The following is a 23423-nucleotide window of genomic DNA, read 5'->3' on the forward strand; positions in this document are numbered from 1 at the left end:
CGGATAGATGACCGTTCGATTCCGCTCAGATGCAGGCAATCCGCTGCGCGGATGCATCACTCCCGCCCGAGCGCCTCCCCCAGCGCCTCTCCGGAGTCCCAGGCGAATTCCGCACGCGGGCCCAGGCGCCAGTCCCCGGCACAGCCCACCGTGCCGGTCTCGTCGAGCGCGAACGGGCTGCCGGGCGCCCGCTCCGACAGGGCGTAGCGCCAGCGGTGCGCCTTGCGCCACACCGGCCGGGGCAGGCCGAAGCGGATATACATCTCCTCCCACAGCGCGCGCTCGACGGGGTCGGGCGTCTCCTCGAGATGGGCGCGCGACCAGTCCGGCGAGGCGTGCAGCACGAAAGCCTCCGGCCCCGCCCGGCCGGGGCGGGAGTTCATTCGCGCGATCCAGCGCACGCCGCCGCCGAGCAGCCTGGCCGCGTCGAAGCCGGGATCGAAGGGAGCCTCGACCACCCCCATGACCGCCCAGCACGGCGCGAGTTCGGCGGCGCGTGCCTCCAGGATCATCTCGGGGAAGTCCCCCTCGCTGCGGGCCAGCAGATCGACGAGCTGCTCGGGCGGCAGGGTCAGCGCGACGCGGTGGAACGGGCCTTCGCGCCCGCCCTCCTCGAAATCGAGATGCCACGCGCCCGGACCGCCGGCGAGGCGGAGGATCCGGCGGCCGGACCGCACGTCGAGCACGCCGAGCGCGGCCTCGACGATCGCGCTCATGCCGGGAACCCCGACCCAGCGGTACTCGCCCTTGAGATCGACGGCGTTGCCGCCGCGGTCGATGGAGACCAGGCGCGCCTGCCAGAGCGCGGCGAGTCCCTCGCGCGCGGCGGCCCTGAGATGCGCCTCGAAGGATCGGCCGCGCGCCGTGACGTATTGCGCGCCGTGATCGATCCGGGCAGGACCGAGCGGGGTTTCGGCGCGGCGGACCGAGAGCCGTCCGCCGGGCCCGCGCCCCTTGTCGAACACGACCGGGCGGTGACCGGCCCGCGCGAGCACGCGCGCGCACGACGCCCCGGCGAGGCCGGCGCCGACGACTGCGACATCAAGACCGCGAGATGGCCCGCCCATGCGCTTTTCCCGCCCGGATATCCGACTAGATTGGGCGATATGGCCCAGGAACACAAAAAAACGACTAACCGGCGTGGTCAATGCGCAGCGCCGCAGGTGCCTGCACCCGAGGTGTTCTTCGACGGCGCCTGCCCGCTCTGCCAGGCCGAGATCGCACACTACCGCAAGGCCGGGGCCCGGGCCCGCTTCCGCGACGTGAGCGACGCCGGATCGATCCTGCCCGAGGGCTGCTCGCGCGAGGCGATGCTCGCCCGCTTCCACGTGCGCCTCGCCGACGGCCGGCTCGTCTCAGGCGCGGCCGCCTTCGCCGAGCTGTGGCAGGCGACGCCCGGCTGGCGCCTGGCCGGCAGGATCCTGGCGCTCCCGCCCGTGCTGTGGATCGCGGAGGGCCTCTACCGGCTCTTCCTTCCCATCCGGCCGGGCGTGCAGCGCCTGGTCCGTCGCGCGCAGCGGACATGAAGTCCGCGAGGACCGGACGCACGCTGCCCAAGGCAGCGTTGCCGCAGAAGACCTGCGCCGCCTGTGCGCGTCCCTTCGCCTGGCGACGCAAATGGGCCCGCGACTGGGCCCAGGTGAAATACTGCTCGAAGCGCTGCGCCGGCCGAGGCGGATAGCTGTCGAACGGCCACATTTCCAAAAAAAAATGTCCTCGTCATGCCGGCGCAATGCGCGCGGTGAGAGGGTCGCTCCTGTCGAACCCGCAGGACGGACGCCAGATCCACATCCCGGGACGGCATTGGTCGATTGAAACGAGACAAGGAGTCCCTCTCATGAAACTGGTTACCCTGTGCGCGGCCTCGCTGGCCGCGCTGTGCGCCGCTGCGCCCGCCCTCGCCGAGACCGAGATCCGCAGCCAGGCGGTCGATTTCTCGCGCTCCGAACTCGCCTCCGAGAGCGGGCGCGAGGCCATCGAGACCCGCATCGCCGCCGCCGCCCGCGAGGTCTGCAACGCGCCCGGCAAGACCGATGCCGAGGTCCGGCGCCTCGAACTCGAATGCCAGCGCCGGGCCATCGCCGAGGCGCGTGCCAAACTCGACGCGCGCAGCGCCGTGGTCACCGCCGCTCTGAGCGCGGGCGGCGCGCAGTAACACGCCTCTCCCACCGGATAACGGCGCTCACGCTCACGACGCCGTTCCCCTGCCCCGTCCGCGTTCCCCCCTTTCGCGGACGGGGCTTTTTCTTCAGCCATGGCGCGCGAGCGCCGCGCCGAGCGCGGCGTGCATCAGCACGTGCCGGCCCGCGAGTCGGTCGAGATCGCGCGAGTAACCTCCGCCGAGCACGCCGACGATCGCGATCCCCCGGCGCAGCGCCGCGCCGGCGACCATCGCCTCGCGCGCGGCGATCCCCGCATCGGTGAGGTCGAGCAAGCCGAGCCGGTCCTCGCGGTGCACGTCGACCCCGGCATTGTAGAAGACGAGGTCCGGCCGGCTCGCCTCGAGCGCGTCCTCCACAGCCTCGCGGCTGGCCTGCAGATAGGCTTCGTCGCCGAGGCCGGCGGGCAGGCCGACATCGTGATCGGACACCGCCTTCAGACGCGGCCAGTTGGTCTCGCAATGGACCGAGAGCGTGAACACGCGCGGCTCCGCGGCGAAGATTCGCGCTGTCCCGTCGCCTTGGTGGACGTCGAGATCGATCACCAGCGCGCGCGAGATCACGCCCTCGGCCAGCAGGAGGTTCGCGGCCACCCCGACATCGTTGAACACGCAGAACCCCGCCCCGCCCGCACGGTCGGCATGATGGCTGCCGCCGGCGGTATTGGCCGCCGCACCATGTTCGAGGGCGAGGCGGGCGGCAAGGACCGTTCCGGCCACCGCGCAACGCGAGCGCATCGCCACGGCCGGCGTCATCTTGAAGCCGATGCGCCGCTCTCGCGCCGGCTCCACGCGCGCATCGAGGACCTGGTCGACATAGGCCCCGTCATGGGCGAGTTCGAGCCAGCGCGCCGGGGCGGGCATCGGGCGGTGGAAGCCGTCCTCGCCGGTCACCAGCCCGTCCGCGATCAGCCGGTCGGCGACCGCGCGGAACTTGCCCATGGGAAAGCGGTGCGCCGCCGGCACGTCGCGCGCGACATAGGCATCGTGGAAGACGACGGGAAGCGTCATCGCGGGGCCGTGCGATCCGCTGGCGGATGAAGCCGCATCCGCCCCGTCGGAGGCCAACAAGTCTCTCGACAAGAGCGTGCAGCAGGGCGAAAACTTCTCGCCTGCGGCTTGAATGAAGGGGAGGTCGTCATGCCGGTTTTCCTCGGGGCTCACGTGCTGATCGCGCTCGCCTTCGCGGTTCACGCCGTGCGCAGCGGCCAGCCCATCTACTGGCTCGTCATCCTGTTCATGTTCCCCGGCCTCGGCTCGCTCGTCTACGCCGTGACGGTGGTGCTGCCCGGTCTCGGCCAGTCGCCGCAGGCGCGCCGGGCCGGAGCGGCGGCGCGCCGCCTGATCGATCCCGAGCGCGAGCTGCGCACCGCACTCCACCAGCTCGAGATCAGCCGCACGCCGGGCAATCTCAAGCGCGCCGGGGAGGCCCTGCTCGCCCTCGAGCGCCCGCGCGAAGCCCTGGACCTCTATCGCGAAGCGACCGAGGGCGCCTTCCGCGAGGACGCAGCCCTGCTGCAGGGACGCGCGCAGGCGGAATTCGAGAGCGGCGATGTCGGGGCGGCGCTGCAGACGCTGGAGACCCTGAAATCAGCCCACCCCACGCTGCGCCTGCCGGGCGCGCACCTGCTCTACGCCCGGGCGCTGGAGGCCGCCGGACGCCGCGAGGAGGCGCTCGCCGAGTACGAGGCGGTGTCGGGCTATTTTCCCGGCGCGGAAGCCCAGGCGCGCTGGGCGATGGCGCTCGAAGCCGACGGGCGGCGCGAGGCCGCGCGCGAGCGCTGGCAGCACATCCTCTCGGCCGCCCGCATCGCCCCGCAGCACGCCCGGCGCATGCAGAAGCGCTGGATCGATCTCGCCCGCTCGCGGGCCGGCTGAAGCCCGCTTCACCGGAAATCGTTCTCCAGCACGATGCGGTAGCGCGGCTTGCCCTCGCGGAGCCGGTCGAAGGCGGCGTCGATCTCGCTCATCTTCATGACCTCGATCTGCGGCGCGATACCGTGGCGGGCGCAGAAGTCGAGCATCTTTCGGATCGTGGCGGGGCTGCCGAGCGGGGTGCCGGACAGCGATTTCTGCCCGCCGATCAGGGTGAAGGCCTCCACCTGGAACGGCTCGGAGACCGCGCCGACCGTGTGCAGGCGTCCGCGCGGGGCGAGCGCCGCGAAATAGCGCTGCCAGTCGAGCGGCACGGCGACGGTGGACAGGATGAAGTCGTAGCGGCCCTTCTCCGCCTTCAGGGCGTCCTTGTCGCGGCTGTCCACGACGCGATGCGCGCCGAAGCTGCGTGCCTCATCGGCCTTGGCGCCGGTGGATGTGAAGGCCGTGACCTCGCACCCCCAGGCCGACAGGAACTGCAGCGCCATGTGGCCGAGCCCGCCGATGCCGATCACCCCGACCCGGTCGGTCGGCTTGACGTCGAACTGGACGAGCGGATTGAACACGGTGATGCCGCCGCAGAAGAGCGGGCCGGCGCTCCTGGTGTCGAGTTCGTCGGGCAGCCGGTTCGCCCAGCTCGCCTGCACGCGCACCTTGTCGGCAAACCCGCCATAGCGCCCGACCGCGATCTGCTCGGCGTCGGGGCACATGTTGTGATCGCCGTCCATGCACTGGTCGCAGACCAGGCAGGAGCGCGAGAACCAGCCCACGCCCACCTTGTCGCCGGGCTTCAGGTGCGTCACCTCGCGCCCGACCCCGGTGACGGTGCCCACGACCTCGTGGCCGGGCACGAGCGGGTATTCGCTCATCCCCCATTCGTCGTCGAGCAGGGAGAGGTCGGAATGGCAGAGCCCGCAGCTCTCCACCGCGATCTCGATGTCGTCGCTCTTGAGCGGGCCGGGATCGTATTCGATCAGCTCGAACCTGCCCCTGGGCTGTTTCGCGGCATAGGCGCGGATCATGGCGGCACTCCTGCTTGTGGACCTGCGATACTAGAGCAAAACGGGCGACTTGCGAGGGAGGATCGGAGGCCTTAAGCGCCGGTCCCATGAGTGCGCGCCTCACCCGCCCCCAGGTCCTCGCCCAGGCCGTGCCGATCATGGCGGCCAATATCGCGACGCCGCTGGTCGGCCTCGTCGACATCGCCGTGATCGGACGCACCGGGGCGACCGAGGACATCGCCGCGGTCGCGCTCGGCACGCTGATCTTCAACGCCCTGTTCTGGTCGCTGGGTTTCCTGCGCATGGGATCCACGGCGCTCACCGCCCAGGCCGAGGGCAAGGGCGAGGAGGGCGAGGTACGCGCCACGCTGATCCGCGCCGGCGCACTCGGCCTCGCCTTCGGCCTCCTCTTCATCGTGTTCCAGTGGCCGCTGCGCGAGGGCGCGCTGATGCTGTTTTCCGGCGGCGCGGCGGTGGAGGACGAGGCGCGCGCCTATTTCTCCGCGCGGATCTGGGGCGCGCCGGCCGCGCTGGCCGGCTATGCGGTCTATGGCTGGCTGATCGGACTGTCGCGCACCGGCATGGCGCTGGCCCTCCAGGGCGCGCTCAACCTCGCCAATGCGGGGCTCTCGATCCTGTTCGTCTTCGGCCTCGGCTGGGGCGTGGCCGGGGTCGGCGCGGCAAGCGCGATCGCGCAATGGGTCCACCTCGCCGCGGCGGCCGGCATCGTGATCCTGGTGCTGAAGCCGCGCCCGCCGGCCGGGCCGAGCTTCCTGCTCGCGGCCGAACCCGTTGCCCGCCTGCTTTCGGTCAACCGCGACATCTTCCTGCGCACCGTCGCCCTCATCGCCGGCTTCTACTGGTTCAACGAGGCGAGCCTGAGGGAAGGCCCGGCGGTTCTGGCGGGCAATGCGATCCTGCTGCAGTTCATCTCGATCAGCGCCTTCTTCCTCGACGCCTTCGCCCACGTGACCGAGGCGGTCGCCGGCCAGGCGGCGGGGCGCCGGAGCTGGCCGGCCCTGATGCGCGCCTTCCGGCTGACGAGCGAGCAGGCCCTCGCCTTCGCGCTGCTGCTCTCGGCCGTCCTCTTCGTCTTCGGCGAGGCCTTCATCGCACTGATGACGACCGACCCGCAGGCGCGCGGGATGGCCGCGCGCTTCCTGCCCTGGTGCGCGCTGGTGCCGCTGATCGGCATGCCGAGCTGGCAGCTCGACGGGCTGATGATCGGCACGACGCGCGGTCCGCTGATGAGGAATGCGATGATCGCCGCGCTCGCGCTCTATGTCGGGCTCGACCTCCTGCTGCGCCCCGCACTCGGCGGAGACGGCCTGTGGCTCGCCTTCCTCGGCTATTATCTCGCGCGCGCCGCGACCCTGATGGCGGGCTGGCCGGGGCTGAGGCGGGAATTTCAAGATCGCTGAACGTCCCGCCGCGGCCGTCTCGGTCAGGGGAATGGGCATCCACGCCTTCGGTTCGGCCGACAGGAGGGATCGAGGCGGGGCGGGCGTTCAGCTCACAGATCCGCGCCCACCGCGTCGCTCAGGCGTTCGAAGCCGTCGCGCTTCAGCAGCTGCGCCAGCCCGTCGCGGATCTTCACCGCGAGACCGGGGCCTTCGTAGATCAGGGCCGTGTAGAGCTGGAGCGCATTGGCACCGGCGCGGATCTTCGCGTAGGCGGTTTCGGCCGAGGAGATGCCGCCCACGCCGATGATCGGCAGGCCCGGCCCGGCCGCGCGGCGGAAGCGCGCGAGAAGCTCGGTCGAGCGCGCGAACAGCGGTGCGCCCGACAGCCCGCCTGCCTCGTCCTTGCGGGCGCTGCCGAGCGTGTCGGGGCGGGCGAGCGTGGTGTTGGAGACCACCAGGCCGGAGAGCTTGTATGTCTGCACCGCCTTCAGGATCGGCTCGACATCGCCGGGCTCCAGATCGGGGGCGAGCTTCAGGAAGACCGGCTCGGCCCAGCGCGCCTCGGCGACGCGCGCGAGCAGCGCGTCGAGCGCGGGGCCGGTCTGCAGGCTTCGCAGGCCTGGCGTGTTGGGCGATGAGACATTGACCGTGAAGAAGTCGGCGAGGCCGGAGAGTTCCTTCAGGAGGAGGACGTAATCGGCGGCCTTGTCCTGGGACTCCTTGTTGGCGCCGAGATTGACGCCGACCACGCCGGGCCGGCCCTTGCGGGCCTGAAGGCGCGCCTTCACCGCCTCGAGCCCCTCGTTGTTGAAGCCCATGCGGTTGATGACGGCGCGGTCCTCGCGCAGGCGGAACACGCGCGGCTTCGGGTTGCCTGCCTGCGGGCGCGGGGTGACGGCCCCGACCTCGACGAAGGCGAAACCGGCCGCGAGCAGCGCGTCGGGCGCCTCGGCATTCTTGTCGAACCCGGCGGCGAGACCGACCGGATGGGCGAGCTCGATGCCGGCGATCGAGGTCGCCAGCACCGGATCGGCCAGCCCCGTGTCCTTCGGGCCGAACCCGGCCTTCAGCCCCCGGATCGCCGCACGGTGCGCGGTCTCGGCAGGCAGGAGGGTCAGCGCCCTGGCGGCGAGGTCGGCCGGCTTCATGAAAGCTCCTCGGGCAGTTGCCAGGGCGCGTCCTCGCTGCGGCGCATGAGATGGACGGTGCGGATCGCGGCGAAGGGGATCGTGCCGTAGACGTGCGGGAATAGCTCGCCGCCGCGCGACTTCTCCCATTTCAGCGCCGCCCCGAGCTCGCGCGCGTCGATCTCGGCGAGCGCGAGACGGGTGAGATGGGAGAAGTGGCTCTCCAGCGTTCCGGCGAGCTGGGCGCGCGTGGAGAGGTGGATGAACCCGTCGGCGAGGTCGATGGCCTCGCCCTCGAACACGCCGTCGAGGGCGGCGCGCGCGAGGCTCGCCGGATCGGCGAGGCGGTAGAGGATATCGTCGCTCATGGAGCGCGCGCATAGCCGGGCGCACGCGGCGGCGCAAGCGCAAAGGCTTGACGCCGGGTCCACGCTGAGGAATAAATTCCTCTACAGAAGACCGAAGTCTCCGCTCCTGCGCGAGGAAGGACCCGCCCGCATGCTCAGCCACAGCCAGATCTGGCGCGGAATCGACCGGCTTGCCGAGCGCGCAGGACTGTCGCCCTCCGGCCTCGCCCGGGCAGCCGGGCTCGATTCCACGACCTTCAATCCGTCCAAGCGCTTCGCTGCGGACGGCACCAAGCCGCGCTGGCCCTCAACCGAAAGCCTGGCCAAGGCGCTGGAGGCGGTCGGGACCGGCTTCGACGAGTTCGCCGCGCTCGCCACCGGGCGCGGCGCCGGGCGTGCCGTGCCGCTGATCGGCATGGCCCAGGCCGGCAGCGAGGGTTTCTTCGACGATGCCGGCTTTCCCGCCGGCACGGGCTGGGAGCAGGTTCATTTCCCCGGCGTGGAGGACGACCACGCCTATGCGCTCGAGATCAGCGGGGATTCCATGCGGCCGGTCTACCGGCCCGGCGACCGCATCGTGGTCGCCCCGCACGCCCAGCCGCGGCGCGGCGACCGGGTCGTGGTCAAGACCCGCTCCGGCGAGGTGATGGCCAAGGAACTCGGCCGCGTCACCGCCGACACGGTCGAGCTGATCTCGCTCAATGCCGAATTCGAGAACCGCGTCATTGCGGTGCGCGACATCGTCTGGATGGCCCGCATCGTCTGGGCGAGCCAGTAGGCTCTCAGTTTTCCAGCCGGTAGACCGCCTCCTCGCGGGCGGCCTGCCTGTCGCGGGCGAGCAGCCCGGCGAAGTCCTGCGCGCGCTGCTTCATCTGACGGTCGAACGCCTCCTCGACCTCGGCGGACGCGGCCTGGTCGAGCCAGCTTGCGGCCTCGTCGGCGAACCGGTCCGGATCGGCGGCGACCTGCGCGATGGCGAGATGATAGGCGATGCCCGGCTCGTCCGGGGCACTGCGCGCGGCGGAGCGATAGTGCGCAAGGCCGGTCTGGAGCGAGGCGCCGAGCGTGCCTTCCCCGCCGCGGCGCGCGACCTCCATGTGCCAGGCGCCGTAGAGCGCGTGCGCCCAGGGATCGTCCGGGTCGAGCTCCAGCGCGGTGAGGATATGGTCGCGCCCCTGCTGCGGGATGCCGGCGAGCCAGGCGCGCCAGGCGGGCATGAAGCGGCCGCGATAGCCGAGCGCAGCGGCCAGGCGCAGATGCGCGTCGGCCAGCGTGTCGTCGCGCGCGAGCGCTTCCTCGGCATGCTCTTGCGCGGTGCGCGCGGCCTGCGGCCGGTCGAGGCCGTCCTTCCAGGTCATCAGCGCGGCGAGTACCGCCTCGGCCGCGAGCATGTGGCCCCGGGCGCCGTCCGCCTCGAGCGCGAGCCGCTCGGCCCGCTCCCACTCGCCCTCCCGGTAGGCCACCCCGGCGCGGTCGAGCACGGAGGCCTCGCCGTCGCCGGCGAAGGCAGGGCCGGGCAGCATGAGAAGGACCAGGAGGACGGCAATCGGGCGCATGGGATCAGCTTAACGCGCCGAGCCCCGTCCAGGCATGCATATTCTCACCCCCGCCCCGCGTGGGTCGCGTGCGGTCCTAGGCGAGGTCCTCGCCCTTCAGGGCACGCTCGATGAGGTCGATCGTCTGCGGCAGGCCGTAGATCGCGGCGAAGCTGCCGAAGCGCGGGCCCTGGCTCTGGCCGAGCAGGACTTCGTAGAGCGCCTTGAACCAGTCGCGCAGCGGCTCGAAATCGTGCGCCTTGCCCGCGGCGAACACCTCGGTCTGGATGATTTCCGCGTCGGTCTCCCCGGGGTCGAGGGCCTTGAGGCGCGCGAGCAGGTCCTGCATCGCCGCGCGTTCCTTCGCGGTCGGGGCGCGATAGACCTTCTGCGGCTTCACGAAGTCCTCGTAATAGGCGATCGCATAGCTCGTCAGCCGGTCCAGGAAGGGCTCGCTGTCCGGCGTCGCGTCCGGGGCGTAGCGCGTGATGAAGCCCCACAGCGTGTCCTTGTCCGACGCGTTGGCGACCGAGACGAGATTGAGCAGCAGCGCGAACGAGATGTCCGCGCCGGGCGCGGGCGGGTTGCCGTTGTGGATGTGCCAGACCGGGTTCTCGATCTGCTGCGCCGGCTCCTGCTGCGGGAAGGCGGCGAGATGCTGGCGGTACTCGTCGACGGCCTTGGGGATGACGTCGAAATAGAGACGCTTGGCCGTCTTCGGCTTGGTGTACATGTACATCGACAGGCTTTCCCACGGCGCGTAGCGCAGCCAGTCCTCCACCGCGATTCCGTTGCCCTTCGACTTGGAGATCTTCTCGCCCCGCTCGTCGAGGAACAGCTCGTAGACGAACTGGACGGGCGGATTGCCGCCGAGGATGCGGCAGATCTTGGAATAGATCGGGGCGTTGGCCTGGTGGTCCTTGCCGAACATCTCGAAATCGACGCCCAGCGCGGCCCAGCGCATGCCGAAATCGGGCTTCCACTGCAGCTTGGCGTTCCCGCCGGTCACCCTGATCGTCTGCTCCTCGCCGTCCTCGTCGTCGAAGGTGACGGTCCCGGCCTCCGCATCGACCGATTTCATCGGCACGTAGAGCACCTTGCCGGACTTCGGCGAGATCGGCAGCACGGGCGAATAGGTCCTGCGCCGCTCCTCGCCCAGCGTGGGGAGCATGACGTCCATGATCTTGTCGAAATGCTTCAGCGTCGCGAGCAGCGCGGCGTCGTAGGTGCCGTCGCGGTAGAGATCGGTCGCCGAAGCGAAGTCGTACTCGAAGCGGAAATGATCGAGAAAGGCGCGCAGGCGCGCATTCATGTGCGCGCCGTAGCTCGCGTGAGTGCCGAACGGGTCGGGCACGCTCGTCAGCGGCCGGTCGAGATGGTTCGCGAGCGCGTCGCGGTTGGGTACGTTCTCGGGCACCTTCCTCATGCCGTCCATGTCGTCGGAGACGCACAGGAGCCTGGTGGGATATCTGTCGCCGGTCAGTACCCGGAAGGCGTGACGCACCATGGTGGTGCGCGCGACCTCGCCGAAGGTGCCGATATGGGGAAGGCCCGACGGCCCGTAGCCAGTCTCGAACACCACCGCGTCGCCGGTCAGGCCGTCCTTCTCGACGCGTTTCTTCACCTCGCGCGCCAGTTCGAACGGCCAGGCCTTGGCGTCTTGGGCAAGCGCGGTGAAGTCGGTCATCGGTGTCTGCTCTCGAGCGTGCGGGGATGTCGGCTGGCGAGGTAGACCCGGCGCGCCACCGCGTCAATGCGCGCGCCCTCACGCCGCCTTGAAACGCGGATCGAAGCTGTCCGCGCGCGCGGCCTTCCACTCCTCGGCATAGATCGTGGCCTCCGGCTCGTCGAGCAGCTGGCCGGGTTCGAGCACGGGATAGAGCTCGGAGAACGCGCTCGCCTTGTCGGCGCCCCAGCGGCGCATGATCTGCTCGGGATGGATGTCCTTGGGATCCTCGCACCCGGCCGCGGCGCAGACCTGGATGAGGGCGTCGATCGTGTTGCGGTGGAAATTGACGACGCGTGGGACCTTGTCCTCGATGACGAGGCCGCGCTGGCGGTCGCGATCCTGGGTGGTGATGCCGGTCGGGCAGCGATTGGTGTGGCAGCGCATGGACTGCACGCAGCCCAGCGCGAACATGAAGCCGCGCGCCGAATTGACCCAGTCCGCGCCGAGCGCCAGCGTCTTGGCGAAGCGCGCGCCGGTGATGATCTTGCCGGCCGCGCCGATCTTCACCCTCTCGCGCAGCCCCGTGCCGGTGAGCGCGTCGCGCACGACGAGGAGGCCGTTCCGCATCGGCGAGCCGATATCGTCGATGAACTCCGTCGGCGCCGCGCCGGTACCGCCCTCGATCCCGTCCACGACGATGAAGTCGGGCAGGATCTTCGTTTCCAGCATCGCCTTGGCGAGAGCGAGCATCTCGCTCCTCTTGCCGACGCAGAGCTTGAAGCCGACCGGCTTGCCCCCCGAGAGTTCGCGCAGGCGGGCGATGAACTCCATCATCTCGATCGGGTTGGAAAAGGCCGAGTGGGACGGCGGGGAGATGCAATCCTGGCCCGCCGGGACGCCGCGGGCCTCGGCGATCTCCTGCGTGACCTTCTCGCCGGGCAGCACCCCGCCATGGCCGGGCTTTGCGCCCTGGGAGAGCTTGATCTCGATCATCTTCACCTGATCGGAAGAGGCCCGATCCTGGAATTTCTGAGGATCGAACCCGCCGTCCTTCGTGCGGCAGCCGAAATAGCCCGATCCGATCTCCCAGATGAGGTCCCCGCCATGGCGGTGATGGCGCGAGATGCCCCCTTCCCCGGTGTCCTGCGCGAAATTGCCGGCCTTCGCCCCCTTGTTCAGCGCCTCGGTCGCGCGCGCGCCGATCGCGCCGAAGCTCATGGCGGACACGTTGAAGATGGACGCATCGTAGGGCTGCTTGCAGTCGGACCCGCCGATGGTCAGGCGCCGCTTGGCGTTCTCGCCGGTCCGCGCGGCTATCGAGTGCTGGATCCACTCGATCTCGGTGTAGCGGAAATCGCTCTTCGAGCCGAAGGGCTCGAGGCCCTCGATATTCTTCGAACGGCGGTAGACCAGGGCGCGCTCTTCCTGGTGGAAGGGCCGCCCGTCGGTCTCGCTCTCCACGAAGTAGGAGCGCACGAAGGGGCGCAGGGCCTCGGAGACCCAGCGGATGCGCGCCAGGGCCGGGTAGTTGCGCCACAGGGTGTGGGCGGCCTGGAACTGGTCGAAGAGGCCGAGCAGGGCGCCGGTGCCGAAGAACACCACGCCAATCATCCACCAGCCGCTCCAGGCGATCGTCGCGGCGATCGACAGGGCAGCGAGCAGGATGGCGGCGAGCCAGGGCAGGTAGCGCGACTTGTCCCGCAAGGTCATGAACCGGTCCTCCTTGCCCGGTACAACACCGGGGACCGCGGCAGGGTTCAGGGCGTGCGGGGCAGCGTGTTCGGCGCCGAGAGCGCAGAGCCCGCCCCTTCTGCCCTCCTGCGGCGATGATGCGCCTCGACCGGGGATCCGCGCCGCGGCGGTCACGCTGCACCCATCTCCCGCCCGTCAAGCCTGGGCCAGCGACCGGGCAAGGCCGTGACAGACCGGTTCCTGCGCGCGCGCCGCACGGCTTCGCGGCGCACGCAGACCCCCTCTTGCAAACTGACTGACCGGTCAGTTATAAGCACGGTATGTCCAAGCCCGTACGCCAGCGCCGCCCGGAAGACCGCCCCGACGAGATCCTCGACGCGGCCCTTGCCGAGTTCACCGAGGCCGGCTTCGCCGGCGCGAAGGTGGAGGACATCGCGCGCCGCGCCGGCGTCTCGAAGGGCACGATCTATCTCTATTTCGACACCAAGGAGGCGATGCTGAAGGCGCTCGTCGAGCAGTCTGCCGGCCGCATCGCGCAGGGGGCCGCGGCGCTCATCGAGGCGGGGGCCGCGCGCGATCCGGTCCAGACCTATCGCAGCGTGTTCCGCATGGTGCTCACCGCCATGTCCGATCCGGACATCTCCGCGGCGCCCCGTCTGGTCCTGTCGGAAGCGGCCCGCTTTCCCGAACTCGCGCGCTACTACCGCGAGCGCGTCATCCAGATCGGCATCGGCGCGCTGAAGCGCCTGCTCGAAACCGGGGCGCAGTCGGGCGTGTTCAGGAAAGTGGACCTCGTGGCGGCCGAGCGCGTGCTCGCCGGGCCGGCCGTGGCGCACCTGATGCTGTCCACCGTATTCGCCCTGCCGGGCGATCCGCGGCCGGATCCCGCCCGGCTCGCCGACCAGATCACCGATATCGTGCTTTACGGGCTGACGCCCCGGACGGACCGGCCATGAGACATCTGCCCATCCCCCTGCTTTCGTGCGTGCTGGCCCTGGCCGCCTGCGGCGAGCCGGACGAACTCACGCTGCACGGCTATGCCGAGGCCGACTTCCGCAATCTCGCGCCGCAGGCGCCGGGGCGCATCGACAGCCTGAACGTCGCCGACGGCGACCGGGTCGCAGCGGGCACGGCCCTGTTCAGCCTCGACAGCCGGGCCGAGCGCGAGGCGCTGGAAGCCGCCCGCCGGCGCGCCGAGGCGGCGGCCGCCCGCTTCGACGAAGCGGCTGCGGGCGGGCGCGAGCCGGAGATCGCCGCGGCGCGCGACGCGCTCGACCAGGCCCGCGCCGAGCAGCAGCGCGCCCGCGAGAACCTCGTGCGCACGCTGACCCTGTTCGAGCGCGGCGTCGTTCCGCGCGCGCGCCTCGACGATGCCCAGGCCCAGGCGGCGAGCGCCGACGCGCGCGTCGCCGAGCTGCGCCAGCGCCTGACGCTGGTACAGCTGCCGGCCCGCGAACAGCGCCTCGCCGCGCTCGCCGCCGAGGCCGAGGCCGCCCGGGCCGAGGCCTCGCGCCTGGAAGCCGAGCTCGCCCGGCGCACGGTGTCCGCCCCGGCCGAGGGGCGGGTCGACCGCGTGCTCGCCTTCGAAGGCGAGATGGCCGGACCGAGCCAGCCGGTCGTGCGCTTCCTGCCGGACGGCGCGCTCTACGCCCTGGTCTTCATTCCCGAGCCGATCCTCGCCGGCACGCCGGTCGGCACGCGGCTCTCGGTCACCTGCGATGCCTGCCCGCCGGACCTGGAGGCGCGGATCACCGCGATCTCCGAGGAAGCCGAGTTCACCCCGCCGGTGATCTATTCCGACGAGGAGCGCGCGCGCCTGGTCTATCGCGCCGAGGCGGTTTTCGAAGGCGCGGACGCACCGCCCGCGGGCACGCCCCTGAGGGTGCGCGTCGTCGAATGAGCGAGGAGCGCGACACCGTCATCGAGGTCGAGGGCCTGACCAAGCGCTTCGGCGGGCTCACCGCGGTGGACGATTTCTCCATGCGCGTGCCGAAGGGCGCCATCTACGGCTTCCTCGGGCCCAACGGCTCGGGCAAGACCACGACGATCCGGCTGATGGTCGGCCTCATGAGGCCCGATGCGGGCGGCGGCACGGCGCTGGGCTACGACATCGCGACCCAGGCGCGCGAGATCAAGCAGCGCATCGGCTACATGACGCAGCATTTCTCGCTCTATTCGGACCTGACGGTGCGCGAGAACCTGGACTTCGTCTCGCGCCTGCACGCACTCGAGGGCCGCAAGCAGGCGGTCGAGGCGGCGCTGGAGGAGTACAATCTCGATCCGCGCGCCGACCAGCTGGCCGGCACGCTCTCGGGCGGCTGGAAGCAGCGCCTGGCGCTCGCCGCCTCCCAGATGCATCGCCCGCAGCTCCTGCTGCTCGACGAGCCCACCGCCGGCGTCGATCCCAAGGCGCGGCGCGATTTCTGGGACCGGATCAGGGGCCTTACGCGCAAGGGCGTCACCGTGCTGGTCTCGACCCACTACATGGACGAGGCGGTGCAGTGCGACTACATCGCCTTCATCTCGGCGGGAAAGAAGCTCGTCGACGCCCCCTCCGGAGAGGTGCCCGAGCGCGTCGGCCTGTACACGCGGCGCATCGAGGGTCCCGATCTCGCCGGCCTGCGCGACGAGCTCGAGGGTCTGGACGGCATCGACCAGATCGCCCGCTTCGGCTCGGCCCTGCACGTGAGCGGGCGCGACGAGGAGAGGCTGGAGCGGGCGCTGCGGCCCTGGGTCGACGACGAGGACTACACCGTCGAGCCCGTCCGCAGCGGCCTGGAAGAAGCCTTCATCTGGCTGATGGCGGAAAAGCGCGAGGCTGCGCCGTGACCCTCTCGCGCGTGTTCTCCCGCATCTTCGCCGTGGTCGCGAAGGAATTCATCCAGATGCGCCGTGACCGGCTGACCTTCGCGATGATGGTCGGCATCCCGCTGATGCAGCTCCTGCTCTTCGGCTATGCGATCAACACCGACCCGCGCCATCTGCCGACCCTGGTGGAGATGGGCGATCACGGGCCGCTCTCGCGCGCGATTGTGCAGGCGATGGAGACCTCCACCTATTTCGAGATCATCGGCGTCGTCGACGATCCCGGCGAGGCCGGAGAGGCGCTGCAGACCGGCGAGGCGCTGTTCGTGGTGACCATCCCGGCCCATTTCGAGCGCGACCTGCTGCGCGGCGAGCGCCCGCAGATCCTGCTCGATGCCGATGCCACCGACCCGGTCGCCGCCGGCGCGGGCATCGGCGCCTTCCCGACCATCGTGAGCGAGGCGCTCGCGCCGCTGACGGGCGGGCGAGCGCCGGCGGCCGAGACGGTCGTCCACCGGCGCTACAATCCGGCCGGGCGCACCGAACTCAACATCGTGCCCGGCCTGCTCGGCGTGATCCTGACCATGACCATGGTCATGATGACGTCCATGGCGATCACCAAGGAGCGCGAGCGCGGCACGCTGGAAGGACTGCTCTCCACCCCGGCGCGCCCGTTCGAGGTCATGATCGGCAAGGTGACGCCCTATGTCTTCGTGGGCTTCTTGCAGGTCGTGCTCATGCTGGTCCTCGCCTGGACCCTGTTCGGCGTACCGTTTCGCGGAAGCGCGCTGGCCTTCGTCCTGGCGACCGGCCTGTTCATCCTGGTCAATCTCTCGCTCGGCTTCCTGTTCTCCACGCTGGCGAAGAGCCAGATGCAGGCGATGCAGATGACGTTCTTCATGTTCCTGCCCTCCATCCTGCTGTCCGGCTTCATGTTCCCGTTCAAGGGCATGCCGGACTGGGCGCAGTTCATCGGCGAATGCCTGCCGCTGACCCATTACCTGAGGGCCGTGCGCGAGGTGATGCTCAAGCATGCCGGCCTCGCGGAGGTGTGGAGCGATCTCTGGCCGCTCCTGATCATCCTCTCGGTGATCGCCGCGGCCGCGATGGCACGCTACCAGCGCACGCTCGACTAGCCGCGCTCAATCCGGGGCGTCGGAGAAGATCTCCTCGATCCTCAGGCCGAAGACGCGGCCGATCCTGAAGGCGAGCGGCAGGGAGGGGGCGTACTTGCCCGTCTCGAGCGCGTTGACGGTCTGTCGCGACACGCCGAGTTCCTCGGCCAGCTTCTGCTGGCTCCAGCCGCGCTCGGCCCTGAGTTCGCGCAGCCGGTTCCTCATCGATAGCGCCTCAGGCCGACATGCAGGAAGACATAGTAGACGAGGAAGGATGCCGGCACGGCGAGGATGGCGATCAACGCCCAGGCCTCGGCGCCGATCAGGCCGGTCAGGGCCGAGACGATGCCGAGCGCCATCAGCACCAGCAACGCGGAGGCAAAGCCGATGACGAGCGCGGTCAGATGGATGCGGTGCTGCAGCTCGTCGAGCGAACGCATCAGCTGCACGAACTCGTAGGCGAACAGGAGCAGGACGGCGAAGACGCCGGCGAGTCCCGCGGCCACGCCAGCAGGAGGCACATCGGCCTCGGCGAGCCATGCCGCCAGCGCCGTGACAGGCAGCATCAGCAGGGCGAGCGCGACCGAGCGCCTGTTGTAGCGCCGGCGCGCCGCCGGCGGGGCGGAGCTGGACTCCGGGATCAGATCGATCATGCCTCGTACTCCTTGCGGCCCTGCCCCCGGCCGGCGATCCAGCGCCACAGCGCCCGGCGGCGATCGAGCACCGACCAGCCCAGCAGGACCACGCCGAGCCAGAACACGCCCTCGCTCGCCAGCGCCGCGGCGACCGTCATCGCGATCACCAGCGCCTTCGGCGCATCGATCGCGAACACGACCGCCACGCTCGCCCAGGCGGCGATCACGACGGCGAGCCCGAATCCGAACAGCACCTTTCGAATGTCACGTCCCAGAGTCATCAGACCCTCCTTCTTGTCAAGCGACCTTGACCTGATAGCGTCAAGGTCGCTTGACGTCAAGTTCGCTTTACAAGGAGGGATAAAAAGGGCCGGCCCCGAAACTCCGGGACCGGCCGCATCGAAGACTTCGACTTCGCCGCGCCTACTTGTTGGGTTGCGGCGTCACGCGCAGGTAGGGCTTGATCTTCTTGTAGCCCTTCGGGAAGAGCTTGTCGGCCTCCTCGTCGGTGAGGCTCGGCACGACGATGACGTCCTGGCCCTCTTCCCAGTTCACCGGGGTGGCGACCTTGTATTTCGAGGTCAGCTGCAGGGAATCCAGCAGGCGCAGCACCTCGTTGAAATTCCGCCCCGCGCTGGGGGGATAGGTGAAGGTGGCGCGGATCTTCTTGTCGGGGTCGATCACATAGACCGCGCGCACGGTCACCTTCGGATCAGCCTTGGGGTGGATCATCGAGTAGAGCTCGGACACCTTGCGGTCGGTGTCGGCGATGATCGGGAAGTTCATCCTGACACCCTGGGTCTCCTCGATGTCCTTGATCCAGCCGTGATGGTCCTCCAGCGGATCGACGGACAGCGCGATCGCCTTGGCGCCGCGCTTCTTGAATTCGTCCTCGAGCTTGGCGGTGTAGCCGAGCTCGGTGGTGCACACGGGGGTGTAGTCGGCCGGGTGGGAAAAGAAGATCACCCAGTCATTGCCGATCCAGTCGTGGAAATCGATCTTGCCTTCGGTGGTTTCGGCCTGGAAGTTCGGGGCGGTGTCGCCAAGCAGCAGGGGCATCCCAATTCTCCTTGTCACAGGGTTGCGGGGACAGTGCGATGGCGCTTACTTGGACCCCGGCCGGAACCGGCGCAACCCCGATCGGGCCCGGACCGTTCGATTTCCCATGGCCCGCACGCGCCGGACCGCAGGACACGAGACCAACGCCCCATGCCGCACCTCATCATCATCCGCCACGCCAAGACGATCGACCGGTCGGAAGTCGACGAGGATTTCGACCGCTTTCTGACCGAGCGCGGCCATGCGGATGCCGAGCGGACCGCGCAGGCCCTGGCCCGCACAGGCCTGACCGCCGACCGGGCCCTGGTCTCCCCGGCCCGGCGCACGCAGGAGACCTGGAGCCATATCGCCTCCACGCTCGGCGACCCGCCGGTGGAAAGCCCGATGGCGCTCTACCACGCCTCCACCGAGATGCTGCTGCGCGCCGTCACCGAGGCCTACGAAGCGGGCACCGCCGGGCTCGTTCTCGTGGGCCACAATCCCGGCATTGGCGGGCTGGCCCGCGAGATGGCCGCGCGCGCCGGGACGCTGTCGCGCTGGCCGGAGGGCTATCCCACCGGCGCCGCCTCGGTTTTCGAGATCGTCGCACCGGCCTCCGCGCTGAAGGGCGCCAGGCAGGTGCTGCTGCACAACCCGAAAGCCTGACACCGCAACCGAAGCTGGATTCCGCTGCAAGAATGTCCTAGGTTGAACGCACTTAGCGAATGCCGTGGCTCGACGGGGGCCGGCCGCGGCCCATACTTACTGGAGGGTACCCTTTTGAACGCACGTGCCGCTACGCCGATCGACATGGAGATCGGCGCGAAACTTCGTCTTTTCCGCTGCGCGCGGGACATCAGCCAGGTCCAGCTCGCCAAGGAGCTGGGCGTCACGTTCCAGCAGGTCCAGAAATACGAACGCGGCGTCAACCGCATCGGTTCGGGCCGGCTCTATCACGCGGCGCAGATCCTGCGCGTTCCGGTCAGCGCCTTCTTCGAGGACCTGAAGGGCGCGGACGAGGCGGCCGCCAATGCCGAGCAGGCACCCACGCTCCCGGTCGACGTCGCGCGCCTGGCCCTGCGCCTGGCCGCGATCGAGGACGACGAGACGCGCCGCAAGGCGGTCGAACAGGTGGCTTCGGTACTGGACGATATCGACGCGTGACCATCCGGCCCGGGCTCACCATGAACGATGATGGCCCGATCGCGCTGAACCTGGCCCAGGCGCTCGATTTCATCGAGCGCCTGCAGTCCATGGACGACAGCGCCCGGGTCATCGCCGAATTCGAGCGCATCATCCAGCGCTTCGGCTGCTCGATGTTCTCCGCAGGCCTCGTGGAGAACCCCACGCGCGTGTCCACGCCGATCCTGATCTCCACCTGGCCGGAAGAATGGCAGGCCCACTGGGTGGAGAAGAAGCTCTGGCACGTGGACCCGATCGTGCACGCCAACCTCGTGCGTACCGAGCCCTTCGAGTGGAAGGACATCTTCCAGGTCTCCTCGCGCGAGGGCCGGAAGGTCTTCTACGAGGCGCGCGCCTTCGGGCTCGCCGACGGCTTCACCGTGCCCTCCCACCAGCTTTCCGGGCCGATCAACACGGTCACGGTGGTGGGGGAGAAGCTCGACTGGTCGCCGAAGGAGCGGGCGATGATGCACATGCTCTGCCTGTATTTCGTCGGCACGCTGAAGCGGCTGATGAACGAGGGGCGCGATCGCGACGAGGCGCCCTCCCCGGCCTTCACCGCCCGCGAGGTGCAGGTGATCAACTACATCGCTTCGGGCAAGACCTCGACCGAGGTCGCCGACATCCTGGGCATCTCGGAGAACACGGTCGGCTTCCACATGAAGCGGATCCTGTCCAAGCTGGACTGCCATACCCGCACCCAGGCCGTCGTCGAGCCCTACCGGCGCGGCTATCTGCGTCCCTGACCACGATCTTTTTCGACGCGGCCCCTTGCATGCCCCGGCGCACGCCTGTATCCACAGCCTTGGGTTAGATGTACGCGGATGTGCGAACCTACCCGAATGGGTAGTTACCGCGCCACTCAACGTCGGATTACTTCTCCCGAGCGTCTTCAAGCTTGGGAGGTGGATCATGACGCTCGTCATCGAACCGGAATACCGGGAGCTCTTCCACGATGTCGTGGAGGACATGTACCGGTTCCGCCACCGCATCTTCGTCGGTCTCCTGGGATGGAGCGACATCGCGCGCGAGGACGGGCGCGATATCGACCCTTACGACCACGAACACGCGGTCTATTTCGCTACCGTGGAAAACGGCGAGGTGGTGGCGTGCTCGCGGCTCGTTCCCTCGCTCACCCCGAACATCTGCGCCACGCAGTTTCCCGAATACGCGAACCTGCGCGACATTCCGCGCGGGCCGCACATCTACGACTACTCCCGCTTCGCGGTGGCAGCCGACCGGTATTCCCCGGCCGAGTGCAACCGGCTGAAGGCGATGCAGGTCTCCTCGGTCTTCGATTACTGCGTGCGGCGCTCCATCACCTCATGCATCAGCTTCACCCTCGCCCATACCCTACCGCAATATGTCGAGATGGGCATCCGGGCGACGCCGCTCGGCCTGCCGGTGACGATGGGCGACAGCACCTATGTCTCCGTCCACTTCGAGACCACGCCGGAAGCCTACGCCAAGGTCCTCAAACTCTTCGGGATGAAGCGTTCGCCGCTGATCGACCCGGCCGAGGCCGGCGATCGCGAGCGGGCCAATTTCGCAATCGCAGGAGGGCCGCGATGACGCGCTGGCCGGACCACATCCGTCAGTTCGAGGAAATCCTGCACGCCCTCGAACTGCGCGGCATCGACACCACCATGTTCCTCTACGCCGTCACCGATCTCGCCCGCCACGGCGAGATGGAGGAGCTGTTCGAGCTCAATGCCCGCCAGGTGAATGCGCCGCGTGCGCTCGCCGATCTGCGCAAGGCGGGTTGACAACCCGGACGTGCTGATTCGCCTGTCACGATAGATCATGCTATCGAGTTCCCCGGTACGGGGTTTCTCGGGGACCGGGCGTGGAGGACGGGATTGGCGCGGAGGCAGCCGGCGTGGCCGGGATGGCCGAACCGGCGGCGCGGTTCGTTCATCGCCGCGTTCGGCCGCAGGCGCCGCGGCCCTTTCAGAAACACGATCTCGACGCGCTCGCGCACGCGGCCGCATTCGGGTTGTGCGAACGCCATCCCCAGGCGAGCGCGGGTCGACCCCTGCGTCCGCCCTGGCCGGTCCTGCTCGGACCGGCCGCATTCGTCAGCGGAACGGCGCTCTGTGCGCCCGGCACGTCCGCCGCGATCCTCGCCGCCCTGTTCACCGTCCTCGTCGCGGCCTCGCTGATCCTGCGCCTTGCGGCCGCCCTGTTTCCCCCCGCTCCGAACCCGCGCCGGGAACTCGACCGGGCCGCGCTTCCCGCGATGAGCGTGATCGTCGCGCTGCACGACGAGGCGGCCGTGATAGCGGGACTTGCCCGTAGCCTCGCCGCGCTCGACTATCCTCGCGACCGGCTGGAGATCGTGTTCGCGATCGAGGCCGACGACGAGGAGACGCTGGATGCCGCGCGAGCCCTCGCGCGCAAGCACGCGATCCGCGTCCTACCCGTACCCGGGACCGGTCCGCGCACGAAGCCGAAGGCGCTCAACCTCGCCCTGCGGGTCGCGCGCGGCGAACTCGTCGCCATCTACGATGCGGAGGACGCGCCCGCCCCCGACCAGCTGCGCGCCGCTGCCGAGGCCTTCGCCGCCGACAGGCGGCTGGCCTGCGTCCAGGCCCCGCTCGGCTGGTACAACGGGGAAGACAACTGGCTCACCCGCCAGTTCGCCCTGGAATATGCCGTGCAGTTCCGGGCCCTGGTGCCCATCCTCTCGCATCTGGGCTGGCCGGTACCGCTCGGAGGGACGAGCAACGTGTTCCGGCGCATCGCGCTGGAGGCCGCCGGCGGCTGGGACCCGTTCAACGTGACCGAGGATGCCGATCTCGGCTTCCGCCTGGTCCGCGCGGGCTGGACCATCGGCTGGATCGCCCCTGCAACGCTGGAAGAAGCCCCGATCAGCCTCGGGGCCTGGTGCGCCCAGCGCAGCCGCTGGCTGAAGGGTCATCTCGTCAGCTGGCTCGTCCAGATGCGCGATCCGCGCGGCCTTGCCCGCGCCGGCGGGGCGGGCGCGCACGCTGCCCTGCATCTCACGCTCGGCTGGAACGTGCTGAGCGCCCTGCTTCACCTGCCCTGTCTGGGCGTCAGTCTTGCAATCCTTCTCGCCGGGCTCGCCGCTGGCACGGCGCCTATCCTGTGGATGGGCTTGCTGCCCGGCGCCTATCTCACCGCCATGCTCAGTGCCGCACTCGCCGCGCGGCGGGCGGGGATCGCGGCAAGAACCGCCGACCTCGTGACCATGCCCGCCTACTGGCTGCTCCAGGGTCCGGCCATGGTGCGCGCCCTGGCCGAGATCGCACGCGGCGATCCCCACCTCTGGGCCAAGACCGAGCACGGGCTCAGCCCGGCACGGCGTGCCGCGGGAAGCTGACGGGTCGCCCGCGCCGGCGAGCCCGGCTGTCACGCAGCATCGAGACTTGCCCAAATCGCGCGCGGCTTCCTAAGTGAACCGGACCGGCCATGGAAGACCCCGCATGACCCTGACCACCACCCTCATCCTGATGGGCGCGAGCGGCGCGCTGTTCGCCTTCTCCGCCTGGCGCAGCGGCCGGCCGTGGAACCCGATGAAGGGCCCGCGCCTGATCCCGTGGACCAGCCTCGCCATCCTGGCCGGCGTGTTCACCCTGCTGCTGGCGGTGCACGTGCTGAACCTGTTCGGCATCGAGACCGGGCGCGGCGGGTTCTAGCGATTGGTCAGGGAAGGGCTGGAGCGGGTGAAGGGAATCGAACCCTCGTCGTAAGCTTGGGAAGCTTCTGCTCTACCATTGAGCTACACCCGCGCCGGGCGGAAGAGATTTACCAGAAAAGATGGCGGCGGCAACCGGTATCCCCGGTGCCGCCGCAGTGGACGACCAGGAAGGGCCGAGGG

General features: G+C 69.6%; 29 protein-coding genes and 1 tRNA gene. 17 read left to right on the forward strand and 13 right to left on the reverse strand.

Annotated features, from left to right (window positions below; translation table 11 throughout):
• Positions 1-56: 56 nt before the first annotated feature.
• Entirely contained in the window at positions 57-1067 is a 1011-nt protein-coding gene (locus JW792_RS09260) for an NAD(P)/FAD-dependent oxidoreductase (protein ID WP_135995996.1), read from the reverse strand.
• A gap of 96 nt (positions 1068-1163) precedes the next feature.
• Here JW792_RS09260 and JW792_RS09265 point away from each other — a divergent pair, with 96 nt between their 5' ends.
• The 3 genes from JW792_RS09265 to JW792_RS09275 all read left to right on the forward strand — a co-directional run bounded on the left by JW792_RS09265 (position 1164) and on the right by JW792_RS09275 (position 2155).
• Positions 1164-1526, forward strand: coding sequence for a thiol-disulfide oxidoreductase DCC family protein (locus tag JW792_RS09265; RefSeq protein WP_241094940.1), 363 nt, complete (start codon positions 1164-1166; stop codon positions 1524-1526).
• On the forward strand, positions 1523-1681 hold the full coding sequence (locus tag JW792_RS09270) for a DUF2256 domain-containing protein (protein WP_135995994.1): 159 nt from the start codon (positions 1523-1525) through the stop codon (positions 1679-1681). Before JW792_RS09265 ends, JW792_RS09270 begins: the two co-directional genes overlap by 4 nt.
• Positions 1682-1837: 156 nt before the next feature.
• Positions 1838-2155, forward strand: coding sequence for a UrcA family protein (locus JW792_RS09275; RefSeq protein ID WP_158291597.1), 318 nt, complete (start codon positions 1838-1840; stop codon positions 2153-2155).
• A gap of 93 nt (positions 2156-2248) precedes the next feature.
• Here JW792_RS09275 and JW792_RS09280 read toward each other — a convergent pair whose 3' ends face one another.
• Positions 2249-3169, reverse strand: coding sequence for a histone deacetylase family protein (locus tag JW792_RS09280; protein WP_135995992.1), 921 nt, complete (start codon positions 3167-3169; stop codon positions 2249-2251).
• A 129-nt stretch (positions 3170-3298) separates the two neighbouring features.
• Between JW792_RS09280 and JW792_RS09285 the strand changes: the two genes are divergently transcribed.
• Complete coding sequence (locus JW792_RS09285; RefSeq protein WP_135995991.1) at positions 3299-4036, forward strand: hypothetical protein; 738 nt, start codon at positions 3299-3301, stop codon at positions 4034-4036.
• 8 nt (positions 4037-4044) lie between these two features.
• Here the strand turns inward: JW792_RS09285 and ahr are convergent, their stop codons facing one another.
• Entirely contained in the window at positions 4045-5055 is a 1011-nt protein-coding gene (gene ahr, locus JW792_RS09290; RefSeq protein ID WP_135995990.1) for an NADPH-dependent aldehyde reductase Ahr, read from the reverse strand.
• A gap of 86 nt (positions 5056-5141) precedes the next feature.
• Between ahr and JW792_RS09295 the strand changes: the two genes are divergently transcribed.
• Positions 5142-6455, forward strand: coding sequence for an MATE family efflux transporter (locus JW792_RS09295; protein WP_135995989.1), 1314 nt, complete (start codon positions 5142-5144; stop codon positions 6453-6455).
• Positions 6456-6547: 92 nt separating this feature from the next.
• Here JW792_RS09295 and JW792_RS09300 read toward each other — a convergent pair whose 3' ends face one another.
• Together JW792_RS09300 and JW792_RS09305 are read right to left on the reverse strand one after the other, a co-directional pair.
• Positions 6548-7585 carry a quinone-dependent dihydroorotate dehydrogenase gene (locus JW792_RS09300; protein WP_135995988.1) on the reverse strand — a complete coding sequence of 346 codons (1038 nt, stop codon included), beginning with the start codon at positions 7583-7585 and terminating at the stop codon, positions 6548-6550.
• On the reverse strand, positions 7582-7932 hold the full coding sequence (locus JW792_RS09305; protein WP_135995987.1) for a DUF952 domain-containing protein: 351 nt from the start codon (positions 7930-7932) through the stop codon (positions 7582-7584). The genes JW792_RS09300 and JW792_RS09305 overlap by 4 nt, the downstream gene beginning before the upstream one ends.
• A 130-nt stretch (positions 7933-8062) precedes the next feature.
• Here JW792_RS09305 and JW792_RS09310 point away from each other — a divergent pair, with 130 nt between their 5' ends.
• Positions 8063-8689 (forward strand): S24 family peptidase, encoded by a 627-nt coding sequence (locus tag JW792_RS09310; RefSeq protein ID WP_135995986.1) that lies wholly within the window; start codon positions 8063-8065, stop codon positions 8687-8689.
• Positions 8690-8693: 4 nt separating this feature from the next.
• On the opposite strand, the gene JW792_RS09315 is transcribed toward JW792_RS09310, so the two are convergent.
• From JW792_RS09315 to JW792_RS09325, 3 genes are all read right to left on the reverse strand, one after another.
• Positions 8694-9467, reverse strand: a complete 774-nt coding sequence (locus tag JW792_RS09315; RefSeq protein ID WP_135995985.1) for a tetratricopeptide repeat protein — start codon at positions 9465-9467, stop codon at positions 8694-8696.
• A 76-nt stretch (positions 9468-9543) separates the two neighbouring features.
• Entirely contained in the window at positions 9544-11133 is a 1590-nt protein-coding gene (locus JW792_RS09320) for a lysine--tRNA ligase (protein ID WP_135995984.1), read from the reverse strand.
• A gap of 78 nt (positions 11134-11211) precedes the next feature.
• A complete protein-coding gene (locus JW792_RS09325; RefSeq protein ID WP_135995983.1) occupies positions 11212-12825 on the reverse strand; it encodes an FMN-binding glutamate synthase family protein in 1614 nt (537 codons plus the stop codon).
• 302 nt (positions 12826-13127) lie between these two features.
• Between JW792_RS09325 and JW792_RS09330 the strand changes: the two genes are divergently transcribed.
• The 4 genes from JW792_RS09330 to JW792_RS09345 are packed head-to-tail and all read left to right on the forward strand — an operon-like array spanning position 13128 to position 16748.
• A complete protein-coding gene (locus tag JW792_RS09330; RefSeq protein WP_135995982.1) occupies positions 13128-13763 on the forward strand; it encodes a TetR/AcrR family transcriptional regulator in 636 nt (211 codons plus the stop codon).
• A complete protein-coding gene (locus JW792_RS09335; RefSeq protein ID WP_135995981.1) occupies positions 13760-14707 on the forward strand; it encodes an HlyD family secretion protein in 948 nt (315 codons plus the stop codon). Before JW792_RS09330 ends, JW792_RS09335 begins: the two co-directional genes overlap by 4 nt.
• On the forward strand, positions 14704-15636 hold the full coding sequence (locus JW792_RS09340) for an ABC transporter ATP-binding protein (protein WP_135995980.1): 933 nt from the start codon (positions 14704-14706) through the stop codon (positions 15634-15636). Before JW792_RS09335 ends, JW792_RS09340 begins: the two co-directional genes overlap by 4 nt.
• Positions 15637-15692: 56 nt before the next feature.
• Positions 15693-16748: an ABC transporter permease gene (locus tag JW792_RS09345; RefSeq protein ID WP_135996468.1), complete on the forward strand. Its 1056-nt coding sequence runs from the start codon at positions 15693-15695 to the stop codon at positions 16746-16748.
• Positions 16749-16754: 6 nt separating this feature from the next.
• On the opposite strand, the gene JW792_RS09350 is transcribed toward JW792_RS09345, so the two are convergent.
• The 4 genes from JW792_RS09350 to JW792_RS09365 all read right to left on the reverse strand — a co-directional run bounded on the left by JW792_RS09350 (position 16755) and on the right by JW792_RS09365 (position 18421).
• Positions 16755-16952, reverse strand: a complete 198-nt coding sequence (locus JW792_RS09350) for a helix-turn-helix transcriptional regulator (protein WP_135995979.1) — start codon at positions 16950-16952, stop codon at positions 16755-16757.
• A complete protein-coding gene (locus tag JW792_RS09355) occupies positions 16949-17380 on the reverse strand; it encodes a hypothetical protein (protein WP_135995978.1) in 432 nt (143 codons plus the stop codon). Before JW792_RS09355 ends, JW792_RS09350 begins: the two co-directional genes overlap by 4 nt.
• On the reverse strand, positions 17377-17643 hold the full coding sequence (locus JW792_RS09360; RefSeq protein ID WP_135995977.1) for a hypothetical protein: 267 nt from the start codon (positions 17641-17643) through the stop codon (positions 17377-17379). Before JW792_RS09360 ends, JW792_RS09355 begins: the two co-directional genes overlap by 4 nt.
• 142 nt (positions 17644-17785) lie before the next feature.
• A complete protein-coding gene (locus JW792_RS09365) occupies positions 17786-18421 on the reverse strand; it encodes a peroxiredoxin (RefSeq protein WP_135995976.1) in 636 nt (211 codons plus the stop codon).
• Between the two features lie 150 nt (positions 18422-18571).
• On the opposite strand from JW792_RS09365, the gene JW792_RS09370 reads away from it, so the two are divergent.
• The 7 genes from JW792_RS09370 to JW792_RS09400 all read left to right on the forward strand — a co-directional run bounded on the left by JW792_RS09370 (position 18572) and on the right by JW792_RS09400 (position 23241).
• Positions 18572-19066, forward strand: coding sequence for a SixA phosphatase family protein (locus tag JW792_RS09370; protein ID WP_135995975.1), 495 nt, complete (start codon positions 18572-18574; stop codon positions 19064-19066).
• A 114-nt stretch (positions 19067-19180) separates the two neighbouring features.
• The gene (locus JW792_RS09375) at positions 19181-19564 is read left to right on the forward strand and encodes a helix-turn-helix domain-containing protein (protein WP_206340776.1); all 384 of its coding nucleotides are present in this window, start codon (positions 19181-19183) and stop codon (positions 19562-19564) included.
• Positions 19561-20328 carry a helix-turn-helix transcriptional regulator gene (locus tag JW792_RS09380; protein WP_135995974.1) on the forward strand — a complete coding sequence of 256 codons (768 nt, stop codon included), beginning with the start codon at positions 19561-19563 and terminating at the stop codon, positions 20326-20328. Before JW792_RS09375 ends, JW792_RS09380 begins: the two co-directional genes overlap by 4 nt.
• A gap of 166 nt (positions 20329-20494) precedes the next feature.
• Positions 20495-21154 carry an acyl-homoserine-lactone synthase gene (locus JW792_RS09385; protein ID WP_135995973.1) on the forward strand — a complete coding sequence of 220 codons (660 nt, stop codon included), beginning with the start codon at positions 20495-20497 and terminating at the stop codon, positions 21152-21154.
• Positions 21151-21348, forward strand: a complete 198-nt coding sequence (locus tag JW792_RS09390) for a hypothetical protein (RefSeq protein ID WP_135995972.1) — start codon at positions 21151-21153, stop codon at positions 21346-21348. The genes JW792_RS09385 and JW792_RS09390 overlap by 4 nt, the downstream gene beginning before the upstream one ends.
• 80 nt (positions 21349-21428) lie before the next feature.
• Entirely contained in the window at positions 21429-22925 is a 1497-nt protein-coding gene (locus JW792_RS09395) for a glycosyltransferase (RefSeq protein WP_135995971.1), read from the forward strand.
• A 103-nt stretch (positions 22926-23028) separates the two neighbouring features.
• The gene (locus JW792_RS09400; protein ID WP_135995970.1) at positions 23029-23241 is read left to right on the forward strand and encodes a hypothetical protein; all 213 of its coding nucleotides are present in this window, start codon (positions 23029-23031) and stop codon (positions 23239-23241) included.
• Between the two features lie 19 nt (positions 23242-23260).
• On the opposite strand, the gene JW792_RS09405 is transcribed toward JW792_RS09400, so the two are convergent.
• A tRNA-Gly gene (locus tag JW792_RS09405) sits at positions 23261-23334 on the reverse strand.
• Positions 23335-23423 lie beyond the last annotated feature (89 nt).

This window comes from Marinicauda algicola (assembly GCF_017161425.1).
In the GTDB taxonomy this organism is placed as follows: Bacteria; Pseudomonadota; Alphaproteobacteria; order Caulobacterales; family Maricaulaceae; genus Marinicauda; species Marinicauda algicola.

Coding starts and splice junctions, on each gene's coding strand:
- JW792_RS09390 (WP_135995972.1), top strand. CDS start 21,151: ATGACGCGCTGGCCGGACCACATCCGTCAGTTCGAGGAAATCCTGCAC.
- JW792_RS09285 (WP_135995991.1), top strand. CDS start 3,299: ATGCCGGTTTTCCTCGGGGCTCACGTGCTGATCGCGCTCGCCTTCGCG.
- JW792_RS09295 (WP_135995989.1), top strand. CDS start 5,142: ATGAGTGCGCGCCTCACCCGCCCCCAGGTCCTCGCCCAGGCCGTGCCG.
- JW792_RS09270 (WP_135995994.1), top strand. CDS start 1,523: ATGAAGTCCGCGAGGACCGGACGCACGCTGCCCAAGGCAGCGTTGCCG.
- JW792_RS09385 (WP_135995973.1), top strand. CDS start 20,495: ATGACGCTCGTCATCGAACCGGAATACCGGGAGCTCTTCCACGATGTC.
- JW792_RS09300 (WP_135995988.1), bottom strand. CDS start 7,585: ATGAAGCCGGCCGACCTCGCCGCCAGGGCGCTGACCCTCCTGCCTGCC.
- JW792_RS09335 (WP_135995981.1), top strand. CDS start 13,760: ATGAGACATCTGCCCATCCCCCTGCTTTCGTGCGTGCTGGCCCTGGCC.
- JW792_RS09365 (WP_135995976.1), bottom strand. CDS start 18,421: ATGCCCCTGCTGCTTGGCGACACCGCCCCGAACTTCCAGGCCGAAACC.
- JW792_RS09325 (WP_135995983.1), bottom strand. CDS start 12,825: ATGACCTTGCGGGACAAGTCGCGCTACCTGCCCTGGCTCGCCGCCATC.
- JW792_RS09370 (WP_135995975.1), top strand. CDS start 18,572: ATGCCGCACCTCATCATCATCCGCCACGCCAAGACGATCGACCGGTCG.
- JW792_RS09340 (WP_135995980.1), top strand. CDS start 14,704: ATGAGCGAGGAGCGCGACACCGTCATCGAGGTCGAGGGCCTGACCAAG.
- JW792_RS09275 (WP_158291597.1), top strand. CDS start 1,838: ATGAAACTGGTTACCCTGTGCGCGGCCTCGCTGGCCGCGCTGTGCGCC.
- JW792_RS09355 (WP_135995978.1), bottom strand. CDS start 17,380: ATGATCGATCTGATCCCGGAGTCCAGCTCCGCCCCGCCGGCGGCGCGC.
- JW792_RS09350 (WP_135995979.1), bottom strand. CDS start 16,952: ATGAGGAACCGGCTGCGCGAACTCAGGGCCGAGCGCGGCTGGAGCCAG.
- JW792_RS09280 (WP_135995992.1), bottom strand. CDS start 3,169: ATGACGCTTCCCGTCGTCTTCCACGATGCCTATGTCGCGCGCGACGTG.
- JW792_RS09310 (WP_135995986.1), top strand. CDS start 8,063: ATGCTCAGCCACAGCCAGATCTGGCGCGGAATCGACCGGCTTGCCGAG.
- JW792_RS09400 (WP_135995970.1), top strand. CDS start 23,029: ATGACCCTGACCACCACCCTCATCCTGATGGGCGCGAGCGGCGCGCTG.
- JW792_RS09305 (WP_135995987.1), bottom strand. CDS start 7,932: ATGAGCGACGATATCCTCTACCGCCTCGCCGATCCGGCGAGCCTCGCG.
- JW792_RS09345 (WP_135996468.1), top strand. CDS start 15,693: ATGCGCCGTGACCGGCTGACCTTCGCGATGATGGTCGGCATCCCGCTG.
- ahr (WP_135995990.1), bottom strand. CDS start 5,055: ATGATCCGCGCCTATGCCGCGAAACAGCCCAGGGGCAGGTTCGAGCTG.
- JW792_RS09330 (WP_135995982.1), top strand. CDS start 13,128: ATGTCCAAGCCCGTACGCCAGCGCCGCCCGGAAGACCGCCCCGACGAG.
- JW792_RS09360 (WP_135995977.1), bottom strand. CDS start 17,643: ATGACTCTGGGACGTGACATTCGAAAGGTGCTGTTCGGATTCGGGCTC.
- JW792_RS09315 (WP_135995985.1), bottom strand. CDS start 9,467: ATGCGCCCGATTGCCGTCCTCCTGGTCCTTCTCATGCTGCCCGGCCCT.
- JW792_RS09320 (WP_135995984.1), bottom strand. CDS start 11,133: ATGACCGACTTCACCGCGCTTGCCCAAGACGCCAAGGCCTGGCCGTTC.
- JW792_RS09260 (WP_135995996.1), bottom strand. CDS start 1,067: ATGGGCGGGCCATCTCGCGGTCTTGATGTCGCAGTCGTCGGCGCCGGC.